We start from the raw sequence: 16879 nt of genomic DNA on the forward strand, positions 1-16879 counted from the left end.
TGTAAAAATGAAACATTTTATTGGGAAAGACCAGGAATATTTTTTATAATATAATACCATTTTTAGAATAGCAAGTGCCCGGCCTTAATCTGGAAAAAATAAGATAAAAAAGAAAAATTGTGAGTATTTTATCATACTTAATGAGATAGAAACGGATAGATTGTTACTTTCAAAATAATCTTTGTATTGCTATCATTTAATTAACTCAGTCACCAGTGAAATTTTTACAGTGACAGTGAGTGATTTACCATTATATTTCAAAGAAGAGAAGGGAGCAGGTCTATGAAAATGAAAACAAAACGTTTAGCAGCTATCGGATTGACAGTCCTGATGGGAATGGGGGTATTTTCAGGCTGTGGAAAATCACCGGCACCAGCTTCACCGGAAACCAGCTCGAGGGTAGAGTCTGCTGCGTCCAGGGAAGAAGGCAGTATAAAGTCATCAGATACCGACAATACCATAACAGTGGGTATACAGACAAATAGTATGATTACCGATTATAAGGATAATCTTCTTACTCAATATGTGGAAGAAACTATGGGAATTACTATTGATATTTATGAACTGCCGGAGGATGCGGATGAATGCCGTACCAAAATTTCACTGATGGTTGCTTCCGGGGAAGATATGCCTGATGTATTATTTGTAGACGGGATATTGACATCAGAAATGATTCAGCAATACGGAACCGATGGAATTTTTCTGGATATAACAGATATTTCCCATGACACATCCAAAATGCCGAATTACTGTGCAATTGACGAAAAGGATAAGGCCGTCATGGAGAACGCACAAATAATGTCTGATGGAAAGATGTATAGTTTTTCCAGATTCCAGCCAAGCGTTTGGAATCAGGCACCTAATAAATTATTTATTAATCAAAAATGGATTGATACTCTAGGATTGGAAGTGCCCACAACGACAGAGGAATTAAAGAATGTACTGATTCAATTCAGAGATAACGATCCTAATGGAAATGGCAAACAGGATGAAATAGGAGTTTATGGTTATCAAAGCGGCGCCTTTGGTGAAAATGTTCTTGCATCTTTGATGAATTCCTTTATTTTTTGGAACGGCGGAACACAGAATGGTGGATTATCCATATCTGAGGATGGAAGTACCGTAATTGCCCCATTTGCAACAGAAGAATGGAAAAATGGTTTGATTTATTTAAAGGATCTGTATGATGAAAATCTTCTTTCCGCAGGCGTATTCACTGATGATACAACTATTTTTAAAGCTACGCTGAATGAGCCGGATAATGTTGTAGGGCTGGTGTCTGCAGGTTCTCTTTCCAACTGGCCGGAAGCAAAAACAAATAAAAATTATCTGGAAATGAAACTGATTAAGCCACTGGAAGGCCCCGATGGAGTTGCTTATACTCCTTTTAATGTGGATAATCCCAGACAGGAAGGCTTTATATTTGCTAATACTGACAAATTGGATCTTGCCATTAAGTTTATTGATAATTTTTACAGTTATGATACTACGCTGTTTGTATTTAATTCTGCGGAGGATAAGTATTATACTACGGATCCTGAAGAATGCAGGAAATCCTCAGAGGTTTATGGACATGAGATTAAATATGTCCAGACAGGTGATTTCTGGGGGAGTCCTTCCAATGCAACATGGAGAACTATTGGTCCTTCCTATTATTCCGTTTCCATGCAGGATTCCGTTGGATCCAAGGCGGAAGAAGCCCCTGCTGCTGACGATCCTACCTATTTGAATCCACAGCAGTTGGAATGGTATTATCCGGCACATCCAGAAAATACATTGCCTATTGTCCATTACAATGAAGAAGAGGCTGGAACTATTCAGGAAGCCTTGACAAACATTCCATCCTTTGTGAATCAGGCAATGGCAGAATTCATTACAGGAACCAGAAATATTGATACCGGATGGGACAGTTATTTGGAGGAACTGGATAGTATGGGACTTCAGGAATGGCTGGATAATGCACAAACGGCTTACGAACGTCAGCAGTAACGTTAAGGAAGGGATTGCCTTTGATTATAAAAGAATGGCAATCCCTTTGTTTCAGGCATTTTACTTAATGAGGAAGATATTATGGCAAAAAGGACAAAAAGTGCAGTTGTTCAGAAATCATTGTGGAAGAAAATCGGGGCCAGATGGCAGCTTTATCTATTGCTATTGATTCCTCTGGTTTATATTGTGGTATTCGCTTATGCTCCAATGGGAGGGTTAATAATTGCATTCAAAGATTATCATCCTAAAGATGGTATCTTTGGAAGTGAATGGGTAGGCTTTAAAAATTTTATTAAATTTCTTACCTCTTATAAATTTCCGGTTATAATGAAAAACACATTGACTTTATCACTGTATGGACTGGCAGTTTCCTTCCCAATTCCCATTATTTTTGCATTATTTTTAAATGTAATGATGGGGAAAAAATATAAAAAAATAATACAGACGGTTACCTATATCCCATATTTTATCTCATCAGTGGTAATGGTAGGACTCTTGTTCTCACTCCTGAATAACCGATATGGGTTATATGGAAGCCTGTATTCTCTATTTACCAAAAACACTGCACCGAATATATTGGCTAAAGGAGAAATGTTTAAACATATCTATGTATGGTCAGGTGTATGGCAGACCACCGGCTACAGCGCAATCATTTATATTGCGGCTTTGGCGGGTGTTGATCAGGAATTGCATGAAGCAGCAGAAATTGATGGTGCCAGCAGGCTGCAGCGGATGTTTTTCATCGACATCCCTGCAATTCTGCCCACAGCAAGTATTATGCTGATATTGGCAGTAGGAAATATTATGAACATAGGCTTTGAAAAGGTTCTGCTGATGCAGAATAATTTGAATTTAAACTACAGTGAAATTGTATCTACATATGTTTATAAAGTAGGCCTTGCTTCTGGATTATCCGATTTTTCTTTCTCTACAGCCATAAGTATGTTTAATTCCGTAATTAATTTCATCTTATTATTAATTGCAAATTGGGGAAGCAAGAAACTGAATGGCAGCGGCATCTTTTAGAGGAGATAATTTGAATGAAAAAATTCAGAAACTTTAGTTTAAATGACAAAATTTTTTATGTCGTTGTTACACTCTTACTGACTGCATTTTTTATTATGGTTTTATATCCCTGTATTTTTGTATTGAGTGCATCCATTTCTTCAGGTGCGGCAGTACAAAGCGGAAAAGTAGTACTTTTTCCTGTAGATATCAGTTTTCAGGGTTATAAAACGGTATTTAACACACCAAATGTATGGGTAGGATTTAGGAATACGGTTTTTTATACAGTAATTGGAACCATAATAAATGTTGCCACCACAATCACAGCTGCATACTGCCTTTCAAGGCATGATCTGCCTGGAAGAAATGCCATTATGCTGATATTTACCTTTACCATGTTTTTTGATGGGGGGATTATTACAAATTATCTGCTGATACAGAAACTGCATATACTCAATACCGTGTGGTGTATGCTTTTACCCGGTCTGATAAGTGCCTATAATCTGATTGTCGCCCGTACGTTTATTATAAATACTATACCAGCAGATCTTTTGGAAGCTTCACAGATGGACGGATGTTCTGATTTTACTTATTTTATTAAAATAGTTATTCCCTTGTCAAAAGCAGTTATAGCCGTGCTTGTTTTGTTCTATGGTGTCGGGCATTGGAATTCCTATTTTAATGCCATGATTTATTTACATGATAAGAGTTTATATCCGCTGACCCTGTTCCTTCGTTCCATATTAATGGCTGATCAGATCGATCCTTCAACGATAACAGATCCGGAACTTCAAATGCGGCTTTCAGAGATGGCTGGCACAATTAAGTATGCATTAATCGTGGTAACAATGATTCCTATACTAATGGTATATCCGTTTATACAAAAATACTTTGTAAAAGGTGTAATGATTGGCTCCATAAAAGGATAAAGAACACGAAATAATAAGAGAGGTATCTATGTTTAGTAATCTAGATTTAACAAATATAAAAATATGTAGTACTGAAAAGTTATTTCCACGAAATAAACACCCCCGGGCTGTAATAGATAATCCGTTCGCTATCAGGCAGATTAAACAATTACGGGTACGGGGATTGGAATACCTGAAAGAGGAAATCCCCCTTCTGGACTATGATTCCTTCAGTGAATATTGGAAAAACGGAGAGAGGATACATTATGAAGCATCTTATTTTAACCGTCGCCGTCGTTTGATTATCTTTTCCATACTTGCATGGGCGGAACCAGAAAAGGAAGAATGGCTTCATGCACTGAACGAAGACATATGGCAAATATGCAGTGAACCATTCTGGACAATTCCTCCGCATTTTTTTGGATATAGTCATGAAGAAATCCCATTCTCTATGTACTATAATCAATTGGATCTGTGTTCTTGTGATACGGCATACGCTTTAACTGAAGTAATGGCATTACTTGGAGAAAGGCTTCCTTATCAGATTAAGGAGCAGATCAAGTTGAATGTCCAAAGGCGTGTGCTTGATACATGGCTGAATCCGGAGCGCAAATTCTTCTTTGAACATTTTCCTAATAACTGGGCTTCGGTTTGTCCGAGTTGTATTGCAGGTGCCGCATTGCAGTTGCTTTCGGATGGCCCGAAACTCCGTCAGATTTTATTAAGATCCTTGAAATGCATCGATATTTATTTATCCTCCTTTGGAGAGGACGGGGTGTGTCTGGAGGGGGCTGGATATTTTTCCTATGGCTTCGGGATGTTTACATGCTTTTCGGAATTGCTTTATGAACGTACAGAAGGACAGTTAGACTTATTCCGTAGGGAACCAAAACTCGCGAAAATTGCCAGGGTACAAAGCTGGTATTATGTTTCGGGAAATCAGTCAGTAAATTTTTCGGATTGTTCAGATGATCAGAGGTGTTATCTGGGAATCTCTCAATATCTGTATGAGAAAACCGGTGCCGAGATACCTCCGGCAGCAGCGGACATTTTAAATGATGTGGGTGACAAATATTGTATTGCACTGCGAGATATTCTTTGGACAGAGGTCTCTCATACAGAAAAGCCCCAGTTAGTAAATATAGAACAAGAAACGTCAGTGAAATGGTTTGAAAATGCCCAATGGTTTTTATCCCGAGGAAAACATCTGGCTTTCGCAGCCAAAGGTGGCCAAAATGGTTCCGGAGGAAATACGGGATATGAAGGCTATGAACAATTCAGTCACGGACATAATGACTGCGGTTCTTTTATTCTTTACTCGGATGGCATGAGCTGCCTCTGTGATTTAGGCGGGCAAAAATATAATGCAGATTATTTCAGTGAAAAAAGATATGATTTTCTGGCTGTCAGTTCCCGAAGTCACAATGTACCTATTGTAAATGGATGTTTACAGATGATAGGCAGCACATGCAGCGCTAAGGATTTGCGAGTCAGAACAAAGGGAGCGAATCCTTTTTTCCAACTTGACATAAGCGCTTGTTATGGAGGGAAGGAAAACGGTATTAAGTCTTTGGTAAGATGTTTGCAGCATAATATAGAAACAGATACATTAACTCTATATGATAGTCTTGTATTGGATGATCCTGGTGTTTTGTGTGAAAACTTTTGCGGAAAAGAGGAAATAAAACTATTGGAAGATGGTGCTGTTTTTTCCAGAAAGGGAAGTCATATAGTTATGAAGTATAATACAGAAGACTTTAAAGCAGAGATAATAACGGAGCAATATGATACCGGCAGTCTGAACACGGTATGGTTTTTGCGGGTGACTTCGAAAGAAAACGCAGTAAATCATGTATTCCAGGCTGATTTTTATGCTGTTCCAAAATCGAATACCCTTTCTCATCCATTTTCCTCATAAACTTTTATTCTATCCTCCACTATTTTAATAGTTTTCAACTTTAAAAAACACGGCTGCCGAAATCCCCTTCGGCAGCCACATCTTTTTATCTCTTATTTCCAACCTTCTACAATATCAGTCCCCGGAAATATTTAATTGTAAAGTCAACGCCCTTATCTCCAAGCTCACCCTTCCAGGTTTCCGAATGCGGCTCTATGCTCAGCCTGCCATTGTATCCTTTGGCATACAGGGCGGAAAGAAAAGCCCCCCAGTTCGTCTGATCCATCCCCGCAGGCGGATCGTCAAACCGTTTTCCGCCAATCACAAGGGATCCCTTCAGATGCACATGTATAAAACGATCTCCCCAGTCCTTTGTCTCCTGAAGATAGTCCCCTCCGTCATAGATACAATGGGAAGTATCATACTTGATATACAGATCCTTCAGATAGCCGTGAATCACGGTATATGCCATGGGATTATTTACAAAATTGTTCCAACGGCAGTTATAAACCGCGATTTTTACTCCCTTTTCCTTGCCGCAGGCGATCAGCTTTTCAAAATACGCAATGGCGAAGCTGCAGTTCTCATAATAGGAAAGTTCTTCCACATAATTACAGCCCGTAATATACACACCGCATTCCAGGCGGGATGCCGCGTCTATCAACCTGTATTCCAGCTCCAACTCTTCCTGCCGGATGCCGTCCTTGCTGATCCGGTCGCTTCCCCAGCGGCCCATGGCTCCCACAGGCATTTCATACGCCTTACTGAAGCTGATAACCTGATCCAGATGCGATAAAAACTCCTCAGCCCTGTCGTTCACATCCAGCTCCACAAAGGAAAGGCCAAGCTCCTTCGCTTTCCGGAAGTTTTCCTCTTCTATCCATGATATAATTCCTAATTCCATTATTCTGCCTCCCGTCCGCAGTCCCTTTATCCTGGTTATTTACTCAAAATATACTGTTTTCCCGCTCTTAGCCGCTTCATATATCGCTTCCAGAATCTGTGTTACGACAAGCGCCTGCTCGGGCTTGACTGTAAGGGGTTCTCCGTTCACAACAGCGTTGTAAAAGATCCTCTGTTCCACATCATCAGCCTTCTCCGCAGCCCCGTCAAAAAAGGCTACGCCGCCTGCGCTGAAATCAGGTGTTTCCACACACTGCCTGCCATACTCCACCTTGTTGATACGCAGGCCGTCCGCCATATCGGCACCGGCTTTGGTACCGCAGAGGCTGGTCTGTGCCTCTCCAACATCCAGGCTGTTGATGGCCCATGAGGATTCCAGCACGATAGTGGCTCCGTTTTTCATTTTGATGAATCCAAAAGCGGAATCTTCCACCGTAAACTTCTCCGGATCCCAGTCTCCCCAGGCATTTCCTGTCTCCGTCTGATCCGCCAGCTTGCGGAACACGGATCCTGATACGGACTCAGGCTCATAATTGTCCATCATCCACAATGTCAGATCCAGCGCATGGGTTCCGATATCGATCAGCGGCCCGCCGCCCTGTTTTTCCTCGTCGATAAAAACACCCCAGGTGGGAACGGCCCTTCTGCGGATAGCATGGGCTTTCGCATAATAAATATCACCCAGATCGCCGTTTGCGCAGGCACGTTTCAGGTACTGGGAATCCGGCCTGTAACGGTTCTGGTAGCCAATGGTGAGGATTTTTCCTGTCTCTTTGGCTGTTTCCACCATTTCTTTGGCTTCCGCATAAGTTTTTGCCATGGGCTTTTCACACATTACATGCTTGCCGGCCTTCAGCGCGGCAATCGTGACAGGCGCATGGGCATTATTGGGAGTGAGGACATAAACCGCATCCAGATCCTCTTTTATCAGCTCCTGATAATCCGTATAAACTCTCGCATCAGGCGTGCCATACTCTTCCTTTGCCTTGACCGCACGTTCCTCTATCAGATCGCAGAACGCCACAGCCTCAAAATTTCCGTTTCTTTTTATTGCAGGAAGGTGCTTTCCGTTCGCGATTCCCCCACATCCCACAATTCCGATTTTCATTGTTTTCATGCTCTGTAAATCCTTTCTTCCTTTTTCCGGCCTGCTGCTTTCTTATTCCATCATACTTCTGAGACAGCAGATACTTTTTTTCATATTTTCCATCGGGCTGCCGAAAATATGGCTGTCCTGCTCCACTACAAGCCACTGAGCGCCGCACTCCTGCGCCTTTTCCGCAATCGCCTTAATATCCTGCACACCGTCTCCCACGGCAACCAGCTTCACTTCTCCATCCTGGATGAAGTCCTTAATATGTACGAGAGGACACCGCATCCGGTATTTCTCCAGATACGCCAAAGGATCTTCTCCCGCCACTTTTATCCAGCAGGTATCCAGCTCGGTTTCCAGATCCTCCGGGCTCTGGGATGCGTAAAGCTCATCCAGGGGAGTTTTCCCATCTGCTGTTTTCTCAAATTCGAACCCATGATTGTGATACAGAAGCTTCATTCCGTATTTTCTGCATTCCGCCGCAATCACCGGAATCGCTGCCAGAAATTCTTCATATCTGTTGCCGCCGTACCTGCGATCCTCTGAAATGCTGGGAATGGCCACGTAACTGCAGCCGATGCTGTGATACGCCCTGACCGTATTCTCCAGATCCTTATCAAATTCATCAAAAGGCACATGAGCCCCGATAGGAGTCAGACCCGCCTCATCAAGCCATCCTTTGATCTCATCAGGCGTTCTTCCGTAGAGTCCGGCAAGCTCCACCCCGTCATACCCCAGCGTTTTCAGCTGCTTCATTGTTCCGGCAAAATCAGCGCCGGCTTCTTCCCGCACGGAGTATACCTGTGCGGCAATTGGCATTTTTTCCATAAGATTTCCCTCTTCTTCTATAGATTATTATTCTTCAAAGCTTATTACCTGGTTCTTATCTGCCGATTCGAAAATGGCTTCCATGAGACGCATTACCCGCATGACCTCATCCAGCTTGATCCGGCTTTCCTGTTTCTCCTCCAGCACGGCCATCACGTTCTGATAGAATTCCCGGATATCGCCGGATACTTTTGGCAATTCTTCCGTGTAGATGCTGTCCTCTCTTCTGGGCGCCATGGTTTTGGTCAGGCCCGCAGCGGTAATAACGGGCACCACATCCTTCTCATCCGTACCGTTTGCACGGACAATACGTCCATTCATGCTCCAGTCCTCGATCAGCGCGCTGCCGTCCGCCCCAAGCACGTACCATCTGGGAAGCTGGATAAAATTGCTGGTTCCCACTTCCACAAAGATATGAACGCCGTTGGCAAATCCCAGATCCGCACTAAACCCGTCATCCACAAGCTGATTGGTCACATGTGTAACTGTGGCATATACGGTGTTCAGTTTTACGCCGGGATAAATAAGCATCGCCTGATCCAGCAGATGAACGCCCCAGTCCAGAACCATTCCTCCGCCATGTTCCTTTTCCTGCCGCCAGTCCCCGGGAATTCCCCTGGAACCGTGTACCCTGGATTCAATCCGAAAAACCTCCCCCAGTTTTCCTTCCTCCAGAATTTTCTTTACGGTCAAAAAGTCCTCGTCCCACCGGCGGTTCTGATGAACGGTCAGGAAATTTCCCGTTCTTTCCGCTGCATCCATCATTTCCTGCAGATCCTTGGAGCTGAGTGTCACCGGCTTTTCCGAAACCACGTTTTTCCCTGCTTCCAAAGCTGCTATGGCCACACTTTTATGTACGTCATTAGGAGCGGCGATCAGTACCAGATCCACCTGCGGATCTGCGAGCAGCTCCTCCAGTCCTGAATAAACTTTAACGGAAAGGGTTCCGGCATACTCACGCCTTTCCTCTTTAATGTCCCAAATACCGGCCACTTCCAGATCTTCCAGATCCTTAATCAGATTGTAATGCCAGCCGGCCATACCGCCGAATCCAACCATTGCTATTTTATGCTTCATAATATTTCCCCTCCGGCCTGTTCTATTATTTAAGCCCAGAACATATTTCCCTTATCTTCGTAAATCAGCACATTCTTCAGGAACTGAATGGCCTTCAGCAGCCCTTCCCTGCCGGACATCAGGCTGTCTTCATGCTCGATACTGATAGCATAGTCGTATCCCGCCAGACGCAGCTCTGAAATAATTGCTCTCCAGTACTCTTCCCCATGTCCGTATCCCACAGCGCGGAAGATCCAGGAACGGTTCAGCTCATTCCCATAATGTTCCGTATCCAGTACCCCGTTCAGCGCGGTATTGATGGAATCCACCTTCGTATCCTTAGCGTGGAAATGGTACAAAGCCCCGGCCTTTCCAAGCTCACGGATACATGCACAAGGGTCCATTCCCTGCCAAATCAGATGACTGGGATCAAAATTGGCCCCGATTTCCGGTCCGACAGCTTCCCTGAGACGCAGCAAAGTTTTCGTGTTATAAACACAGAAGCCCGGATGCAGCTCCAATGCGATTTTGTGAACCCCATGCTCTCTGGCAAATGCTGCTTTTTCCTTCCAGTACGGGATCAGAACCTCATTCCACTGATATTCCAGAATCTGTGAAAAGTCATCCGGCCATGGGCAGGTCACCCAGTTGGGCACTGCATCCTGAGGGCTTCCTCCGGGACATCCTGAAAAAGTATTTACCACCGGTACCCCCAGCTTTTCAGCCAGCAGGATAGCGTTTGTCAGATCGTCGTCAAAAGATTTGGCAATGGCCTTGTCAGGATGCACCATATTGCCGTGGCTGCTGAGTGCACTGATTTCCAGGCCGTATTTGTTCAGGGTATCCATAAACGCTTTCCGCTTTTCCTCATCTGCCAGCAGCTCTGCCGCATCACAATGAGCCTTACCCGGGAAGCCCCCGCATCCGATTTCCACCATCTGTACCCCATTTTCGGAAAGGAATTTACATGCGTCATCAAATGACAGGTCTCCCAATGCTACTGTTAAAGTCCCCAATTTCATTTTTTTATTCTCCTTGTAATCCACTTTTATTTATAGGAAAGACTGTCTTTCCTGTCTGTCAGTCTCACGGGAACCGCGATCTGACAAAGACATTATAAAAAAAACAGCAGGGGAATGATAGGATTCCTCTGCTGAAAGCACATATGATTCTGCTGATTTTAATTTTTAATTACTTCTAAAGGCGTGCATCCATAGAACCTCCGGAACATCCTTCCGAAGTTGTTATAGTCTGAAAATCCCACCGCGTCGGCTACCTCCGCTGCGGTATAAAAATCCCCCTTTTTTAACAGATGCATGGCCTTTTTCAGACGTATTTCATTAATATACTGAAGCGGGGGCATCCCCATGCTTTCCTTAAATAAATGGTTGAATCTGTCTTCACTCAGATGGAGCAGATCCGCCAGCTCCCTGTTGCTGATGGCTTCCGTATAATGCTGCTCAATATACTGATTTACCGTATTGAGCCGCTCCAGCTTCTTTCTGCGCTTTAAGCTGTCGCTGTTCGAAAGCATTTCCTGTACATAATTGCGCGACAGATAGGTTATTATCTGCAGCAGGCCGCCTTTGCAGGCCAGCTTATAGCCGATGTCCTTTTTCTCATTTTCTTCATAGATCCGGTGCATGATCCGCCCAATTTCCGCATCTTTCTTGATCCAGGGCTGAAAAAGGATATTCTTGTCCGCCAGTTCCTCCGACAATGCTTCCATTTCAAAGATCATTACAAGAACCTCCACCGGACTTCCGTAACAGTAGCCGGCATGGATCACATTGCTGTTGGCTATTACCAGATCTCCTTTTTCCCCCGGAATTTCCTGCTGATCCAAAAGGAATTTTGTCCTGCCTGAAACCACATAATGCAGCTCGATGTGCTCATGCCAGTGAGGTGAAAAATACCATCTCTTTTCATGAACCCGGTTGATATGCAGCTGAATGGGAAACTCCTTGTCATTCAGGATCTTTTTCTCATAAAACTTTAATTCCTTTTCCATCTCTGTGCCCCCTGGTACCATCCTCCCATAGTATAAGAAGCTGTCCCCGATAAAAGTATGTTTTTACCATTATAGCATATAATTCTGCTGTTTTTAAGAGGGGATGTTAATTTCCGGATATGCAGATATTCAGCCGCTGCTGACCGTAATACAGTCCGTCCGAAGCGGAAATATTTATTTTATTTCCCTATTTTTTTTCAAGATCACAATACCATATATCCCCAGCATAAGATATACGATAAGACTGGCAATAAATGCGAGCGGCGGATATTCGCTTTCCAAAGTAAAGCAAAAGGGAATGCCGCAGAAATCTATAAAGGTGTGAAGAATAATTGGTACCCACAGGTTTCTGGTTTTACAATATACCGCCCCGAAATAAACACCTAATGCCGCCGCCCACAATATTTTACACATAATTATTCTGACAGGAAGATGCATTGCACCAAAAGCATGGCCTGCGCCAAATAATACAGATGTACACAGAACAGCATACAGTGCCGCATTTCTATTTGATTTTAATAACTTTTCAATGATATTCTGTAACAGGCCCCTTAAATAGAGCTCTTCTATTATGCCAACCCCTATGTAATAAACAATCCCTTCTATAATTACACGCAGAGCAGAAGGAGTATTATTCAACGGCCAGAGTTCTGTAATGAGCGTTACCGTTACTGCTGCTGTGGCTGCGGCAGCTGGCAGTCCATACTTCTTTAATCCGCCACAAATCCCGTTAAGTTCAAGCCCAAAGTGCCAGGATGAATTAACAAAATTTCTCCAAAGCCAGCAGAGAAAAAATGCAAACAGGAAATTTGTCATTAATGTAAAGTATATGGGATTTATATCCGCTATGTTTATATCGGGCAATAATGCTGCCGGTAACCCTGTCAGCTCCATAAAAGCCATTATAACTGTCAGGACGAGTGCTGTAGTCAGGGATTTTTTCAAAGTATCGTCTCCTTTAAATGAATGCGGTAAAATACAAAGCTGCCTTACTCCTGATACCCGAAGTGCCATCCTTCTATTATATTAAAATCAGTCCAACAAAAACTCAAACTCCCGAAATATCAAATTATCCTTAAAATCAAAGATGTCCAGGGAACGCTCTCCTTTTCTCTTTTACTGATTGGCAGTTGAAGAGCTATTAATTATTGCCTTAAGCGTATCATCAGAGCATAAACATATTTCCTGCCTAATCTCGATAGGTTTCTTCTGATTGATTTCATATAGTTCCTGAATCATATCCGGAATACCATCGCGGAACTGTATCAGACAGCTTGCATGATATCCATGCCATGCATATGCGATTGGCTGGGGTCTGAATTCTGAGAAGAAACATAATACTGCTGCCTTACACCTCATTATAGAATCTTCTTCGATTTTCCCTTTATTGATACGCATCATCAGGTCGTATTCCTGTCCGGCAGGAATATCTGCATAAGCGTACCCATGGAGGAAATACAGACAATTTTCAGCATTCCGGCATTTGCGGAAATTATCCACCAATTGAGGATCCACATGATATTGTATACAGTTTGCTTCTATTTCAGGAATCAATACGTTACGAGAAAATTCCGGATGGAATCGTGCCCAAAGAATCAGTTTGCGGTCCTGGATTCTTGAATCTTCATGAGCTAACATTTGTTCACCTCTTACAGTCAATGTGACTTTTCATCAAATGCACATCCGTTCTGATTTTCACTTCATTCCGTTTCCTGATAAGCTGGAATTAATTACTTTTATCTTCTCCCCGAATTTTCATGTTTTTCCGTTCTTCCAGTTCTTCAATCTGCTTCATTAAACAATCTGAAAATGTTCCCTCAACAGGTACTGCTTCACCTGTTGTATAATAATCAAGAAGGACAATGTTATTATCTTTGTCAAAACAAAATATCTCATCGCCATTTCCGACTATGGATAAAAATGGTATATAGTCTGTAAAGCCGTCATCATGTAACTCTTTCGTTTTTTTACGTATGTCCAGAAAATCCGGTATTTCATCTGCGATTCCATAAACAATGATTCCACGGCAGAAGGACCAGAAGGGTCCTATGTCATACTGTTTAGCCCGCGGCCATATTTCTTCCCGAACCTCCATGTAAAGACCGCCTAACGGAGACATGGTAAATTCCCTGAATTCTGCGGGAAGCTTTATTTTATATTGGCTTTCAAAATCTTTCACATCTTTTTCAGACGGCTCATTTCCCATGCAGGCTACGACTTGATAGGTCTGTTTGTCGTAGCTGTGAAAATAATCATAAACTTCTTTTAATGCCATGGCTGTACCTCCCTTGATAAATTGCAATTTTAATTAGACTATATATTGGGGATAGGATGTCTTCTTATTTGTTTGTTTTGATATTCTATTTTAAGAAAATATATACTTAAATTTATTCATTTAATTTATTTGTATTATATTCCACTTTTAATTCCTCCGCCAAATATTCATCACTCATACAATGCATATCGGAAACACCCTCACTGATAAGCCGATAGACCTCTGAGTGATAAAAGAAAGCTAAAGCATCATCTAAGGAAATACTCATATTCGAGGCAAAACATTCTATCACACGGGCATATTTTTTCTGAAGCAAAATAGGATTCGCAGTCATATCTGTTCACTCCCTTCAAAATGCAGGTAATTCTCTATGGCATTTTCTGTACGAAGGCAAATCTGCATATTAGGTTTTTCATAACGGAGGCGGTTAATAGCTTCCGATTTATCAATCAGTCCATCAAAATATAGTTCAACCGTATTAAACACCTTATCATTCGCCACGCCGCCCATCACAATATCATAATCAGATACATCTTTCCCGCTGCGGCAGGTCAAGATAAAATCCAACCATTCTTCGGAATAAGAATTAAATTTTAATACTTTTAGATCATCATATGCTGTCTCATTAAATTCATAACGTGACACAATGCCATTTTTACCGCGGCGTATGAACTTTCCACACCATTTTACAGCCTGATCATAAATCGGAGTTGTATAAAAACCAAGTCCAAAGTCCACATTAGGCCTGGAGTGTTTTAAATCCGGGCGGACAATCTCCATATAAGAACCATGATAAATAATCAAACTTCCACCCCCTTTTCTTTCATCAATTCTATAATATCATTTACGATATATTCTTTGCTTTGCGTATGCAGTATTTCATATTCAGGCACTATATACCCTTTAAGAATATCACTCTTTTCTGTCAAAGCCTTGTAGACTTGTTCAGCGTCTGCACCAAGTTCAGAAGCGATACTTTCGATGCAAAATATAACGAATTCTAACTCTTTAGCATCTTTTATAATTCCTTTTAAGTACATTTACTGCACCTCCATAACTCATATGCTTTTACAATCTCCATCACTTAGTCCCTTGTAAGCAGCCTGATTACTAATTCTGTCCTTTTGATATTACGAATTAGCATATGTTTCAACCACTACAAAAAAGGGCAAAACACAGACAATCTCCCATTTCATAATATTTAACCTGTGTTTCAAATCCTTTCTATCATTCAGTTGGCTTACTCTTATGATATTTTATTGTTTCATCTGCATTAAACAAATATAAATACATTCATTTGTTTCAATATATCAGAGAATCAATAATTCTTCTATTATTGATTCTCTGATAGTTTTGTTAATTTTGAACTTTCACTCTTTTACATTCTTAAAATATTCTTTTATAATATAGCTCATTATCCTTTGATAATCATTCTTCCACAAAACAATGACTTTTTCACAATATTTTGAATTTTGTTTTTCACTCACAATACCGCAGGGCTTATACAAAAAAATCCCTGGATTTCTCCAGGGGCGAACTTATTTCAATCCACAAAGTCGCTAAAGCTTCGACCTAGAAAATCTACATTGCCGCCCAAGTCCATGTTGATTTCAATCCACGAAGCCACATGGGCTTCGACCTTTTAACCGAGGGGAACACCGCCGCCAGCCTGGATATTTCAATCCACGAAGCCGCGAGGGCTTCGACATATAACTCTCCTGAAGAATGCAAATCGATTGGATTTCAATCCACGAAGCCGTAAGGGCTTCGACTGAAATGCATGAAGAGATTAAAACTCTGTTGAACATTTCAATCCACGAAGCCGTAAGGGCTTCGACGCTGCTGGCAGGAAAGACTCCGCAGACCGGGAATATTTCAATCCACGAAGCCGTAAGGGCTTCGACTTACAATGGCTAAATTTCCTTCGGTTAGTACAATTATTTCAATCCACGAAGCCGTAAGGGCTTCGACCCATACGTCCTTTCTTGCCTATGCCTGTTTATCCATTTCAATCCACGAAGCCGTAAGGGCTTCGACATACCCGAAAGGAATTTACTGCGGTCTGTATATTATTTCAATCCACGAAGCCGTAAGGGCTTCGACAATTTACAGGTAGCATTATTTATATCAATACACTGTATTTCAATCCACGAAGCCGTAAGGGCTTCGACAAGTTCAGCATCATAATCTTTGCGGGATACTTCCATTTCAATCCACGAAGCCGTAAGGGCTTCGACCAAGTACCGTGCAGAGTTTGACCGCAAGAAGGCAATTTCAATCCACGAAGCCGTAAGGGCTTCGACAGCAAATATAACTAAAAATAATCTCATTACACAAACTTAATTTATATAATTATTTTATTTTCTATCTCATATAATCTTTATTTAAATCATTTTCAATCTGTTCACCACTATAACATCTCTTTTTCTGGTGCGAATCTCCCAGGACTTTCATGTACGCTTCCTATTCGCACCAACATAAATCGCTCCCTTTTTCCCAATTGATTCAGTGCCCTTAACCCTTGAAAACTCTATTCATACCAACATCAAATTAACATATTACTTTGAATTTTGTTATACTTATACAATAACAATCTTTTCTATAAATTAAAGTATAGCATAAAAAATTCAAAGTGATAAGCAACTTTCTTCATTAATTCGTAAATTGTACATAGTTTCCTATACTTCAACTAAGACTTTTATAATATTCCATGCAGTATCTATATCTAAGAAAAATTTCATATTGATTCAAATCTTTCGCAATATTCTTTTTTCAAATCAATGTTTTACTTATGAGTGAAATTCCCCCACATTCCGCATAAAATAGTGTAATTGGAATGAATTTCATGCCCCCGCCTATCTCCGTCACATTCACTTTTTCAAACCAGTCCAAGCAATTTACGCATTTCCCACAG

General features: G+C 41.7%; 16 protein-coding genes and 1 CRISPR repeat array. Of the genes, 4 read left to right on the forward strand and 12 right to left on the reverse strand.

The genetic code is table 11. The features are described 5' to 3' along the window. The first annotated feature begins 282 nt into the window (after positions 1-282). The 4 genes from BLA28_RS10810 (at position 283) to BLA28_RS10825 (ending at position 5820) form a co-directional block, all read left to right on the forward strand. A complete protein-coding gene (locus BLA28_RS10810) occupies positions 283-1989 on the forward strand; it encodes a type 2 periplasmic-binding domain-containing protein (protein WP_071699125.1) in 1707 nt (568 codons plus the stop codon). Positions 1990-2070: 81 nt separating this feature from the next. Further along, complete coding sequence (locus BLA28_RS10815; RefSeq protein WP_071699126.1) at positions 2071-3015, forward strand: ABC transporter permease; 945 nt, start codon at positions 2071-2073, stop codon at positions 3013-3015. 14 nt (positions 3016-3029) lie between these two features. Next, positions 3030-3923 (forward strand): carbohydrate ABC transporter permease, encoded by an 894-nt coding sequence (locus BLA28_RS10820; RefSeq protein WP_071699127.1) that lies wholly within the window; start codon positions 3030-3032, stop codon positions 3921-3923. A 28-nt stretch (positions 3924-3951) separates the two neighbouring features. Continuing rightward, positions 3952-5820 carry a heparinase II/III domain-containing protein gene (locus tag BLA28_RS10825; protein WP_081365608.1) on the forward strand — a complete coding sequence of 623 codons (1869 nt, stop codon included), beginning with the start codon at positions 3952-3954 and terminating at the stop codon, positions 5818-5820. A 106-nt stretch (positions 5821-5926) separates the two neighbouring features. On the opposite strand, the gene BLA28_RS10830 is transcribed toward BLA28_RS10825, so the two are convergent. From BLA28_RS10830 to BLA28_RS10885, 12 genes are all read right to left on the reverse strand, one after another. Beyond that, positions 5927-6703, reverse strand: a complete 777-nt coding sequence (locus tag BLA28_RS10830; protein WP_071699129.1) for a sugar phosphate isomerase/epimerase family protein — start codon at positions 6701-6703, stop codon at positions 5927-5929. A gap of 39 nt (positions 6704-6742) precedes the next feature. After that, entirely contained in the window at positions 6743-7819 is a 1077-nt protein-coding gene (locus tag BLA28_RS10835) for a Gfo/Idh/MocA family protein (protein ID WP_009253662.1), read from the reverse strand. Positions 7820-7861: 42 nt separating this feature from the next. Continuing rightward, positions 7862-8623 (reverse strand): sugar phosphate isomerase/epimerase family protein, encoded by a 762-nt coding sequence (locus BLA28_RS10840; protein ID WP_071699130.1) that lies wholly within the window; start codon positions 8621-8623, stop codon positions 7862-7864. 27 nt (positions 8624-8650) lie between these two features. Beyond that, positions 8651-9700, reverse strand: coding sequence for a Gfo/Idh/MocA family protein (locus tag BLA28_RS10845; RefSeq protein ID WP_071699131.1), 1050 nt, complete (start codon positions 9698-9700; stop codon positions 8651-8653). A gap of 29 nt (positions 9701-9729) precedes the next feature. Then, the gene (locus BLA28_RS10850) at positions 9730-10701 is read right to left on the reverse strand and encodes a sugar phosphate isomerase/epimerase family protein (RefSeq protein WP_071699132.1); all 972 of its coding nucleotides are present in this window, start codon (positions 10699-10701) and stop codon (positions 9730-9732) included. 158 nt (positions 10702-10859) lie between these two features. Continuing rightward, the gene (locus BLA28_RS10855) at positions 10860-11690 is read right to left on the reverse strand and encodes an AraC family transcriptional regulator (protein ID WP_069154037.1); all 831 of its coding nucleotides are present in this window, start codon (positions 11688-11690) and stop codon (positions 10860-10862) included. Between the two features lie 174 nt (positions 11691-11864). Continuing rightward, positions 11865-12635 (reverse strand): CPBP family intramembrane glutamic endopeptidase, encoded by a 771-nt coding sequence (locus BLA28_RS10860; RefSeq protein WP_207650791.1) that lies wholly within the window; start codon positions 12633-12635, stop codon positions 11865-11867. A 171-nt stretch (positions 12636-12806) separates the two neighbouring features. Further along, positions 12807-13328 carry a hypothetical protein gene (locus BLA28_RS10865; protein ID WP_071699133.1) on the reverse strand — a complete coding sequence of 174 codons (522 nt, stop codon included), beginning with the start codon at positions 13326-13328 and terminating at the stop codon, positions 12807-12809. Positions 13329-13416: 88 nt separating this feature from the next. After that, on the reverse strand, positions 13417-13965 hold the full coding sequence (locus tag BLA28_RS10870; RefSeq protein ID WP_044966739.1) for an SMI1/KNR4 family protein: 549 nt from the start codon (positions 13963-13965) through the stop codon (positions 13417-13419). 112 nt (positions 13966-14077) lie between these two features. Continuing rightward, entirely contained in the window at positions 14078-14299 is a 222-nt protein-coding gene (locus BLA28_RS10875; protein WP_009253671.1) for a DUF3791 domain-containing protein, read from the reverse strand. Beyond that, complete coding sequence (locus tag BLA28_RS10880) at positions 14296-14769, reverse strand: DUF3990 domain-containing protein (RefSeq protein WP_071699134.1); 474 nt, start codon at positions 14767-14769, stop codon at positions 14296-14298. The genes BLA28_RS10875 and BLA28_RS10880 overlap by 4 nt, the downstream gene beginning before the upstream one ends. Further along, entirely contained in the window at positions 14766-15005 is a 240-nt protein-coding gene (locus BLA28_RS10885; RefSeq protein ID WP_044966736.1) for a DUF3791 domain-containing protein, read from the reverse strand. The genes BLA28_RS10880 and BLA28_RS10885 overlap by 4 nt, the downstream gene beginning before the upstream one ends. A gap of 500 nt (positions 15006-15505) precedes the next feature. Next, positions 15506-16268: direct repeats of the CRISPR family, unit length 32 nt; unit sequence ATTTCAATCCACGAAGCCGTAAGGGCTTCGAC. Positions 16269-16879 lie beyond the last annotated feature (611 nt).

This window comes from Eisenbergiella tayi, from assembly GCF_001881565.1.
Classification (GTDB): Bacteria; Bacillota; Clostridia; order Lachnospirales; family Lachnospiraceae; genus Eisenbergiella; species Eisenbergiella tayi.

Coding starts and splice junctions, on each gene's coding strand:
- BLA28_RS10810 (WP_071699125.1), top strand. CDS start 283: ATGAAAATGAAAACAAAACGTTTAGCAGCTATCGGATTGACAGTCCTG.
- BLA28_RS10815 (WP_071699126.1), top strand. CDS start 2,071: ATGGCAAAAAGGACAAAAAGTGCAGTTGTTCAGAAATCATTGTGGAAG.
- BLA28_RS10820 (WP_071699127.1), top strand. CDS start 3,030: ATGAAAAAATTCAGAAACTTTAGTTTAAATGACAAAATTTTTTATGTC.
- BLA28_RS10825 (WP_081365608.1), top strand. CDS start 3,952: ATGTTTAGTAATCTAGATTTAACAAATATAAAAATATGTAGTACTGAA.
- BLA28_RS10830 (WP_071699129.1), bottom strand. CDS start 6,703: ATGGAATTAGGAATTATATCATGGATAGAAGAGGAAAACTTCCGGAAA.
- BLA28_RS10835 (WP_009253662.1), bottom strand. CDS start 7,819: ATGAAAACAATGAAAATCGGAATTGTGGGATGTGGGGGAATCGCGAAC.
- BLA28_RS10840 (WP_071699130.1), bottom strand. CDS start 8,623: ATGGAAAAAATGCCAATTGCCGCACAGGTATACTCCGTGCGGGAAGAA.
- BLA28_RS10845 (WP_071699131.1), bottom strand. CDS start 9,700: ATGAAGCATAAAATAGCAATGGTTGGATTCGGCGGTATGGCCGGCTGG.
- BLA28_RS10850 (WP_071699132.1), bottom strand. CDS start 10,701: ATGAAATTGGGGACTTTAACAGTAGCATTGGGAGACCTGTCATTTGAT.
- BLA28_RS10855 (WP_069154037.1), bottom strand. CDS start 11,690: ATGGAAAAGGAATTAAAGTTTTATGAGAAAAAGATCCTGAATGACAAG.
- BLA28_RS10865 (WP_071699133.1), bottom strand. CDS start 13,328: ATGTTAGCTCATGAAGATTCAAGAATCCAGGACCGCAAACTGATTCTT.
- BLA28_RS10870 (WP_044966739.1), bottom strand. CDS start 13,965: ATGGCATTAAAAGAAGTTTATGATTATTTTCACAGCTACGACAAACAG.
- BLA28_RS10875 (WP_009253671.1), bottom strand. CDS start 14,299: ATGACTGCGAATCCTATTTTGCTTCAGAAAAAATATGCCCGTGTGATA.
- BLA28_RS10885 (WP_044966736.1), bottom strand. CDS start 15,005: ATGTACTTAAAAGGAATTATAAAAGATGCTAAAGAGTTAGAATTCGTT.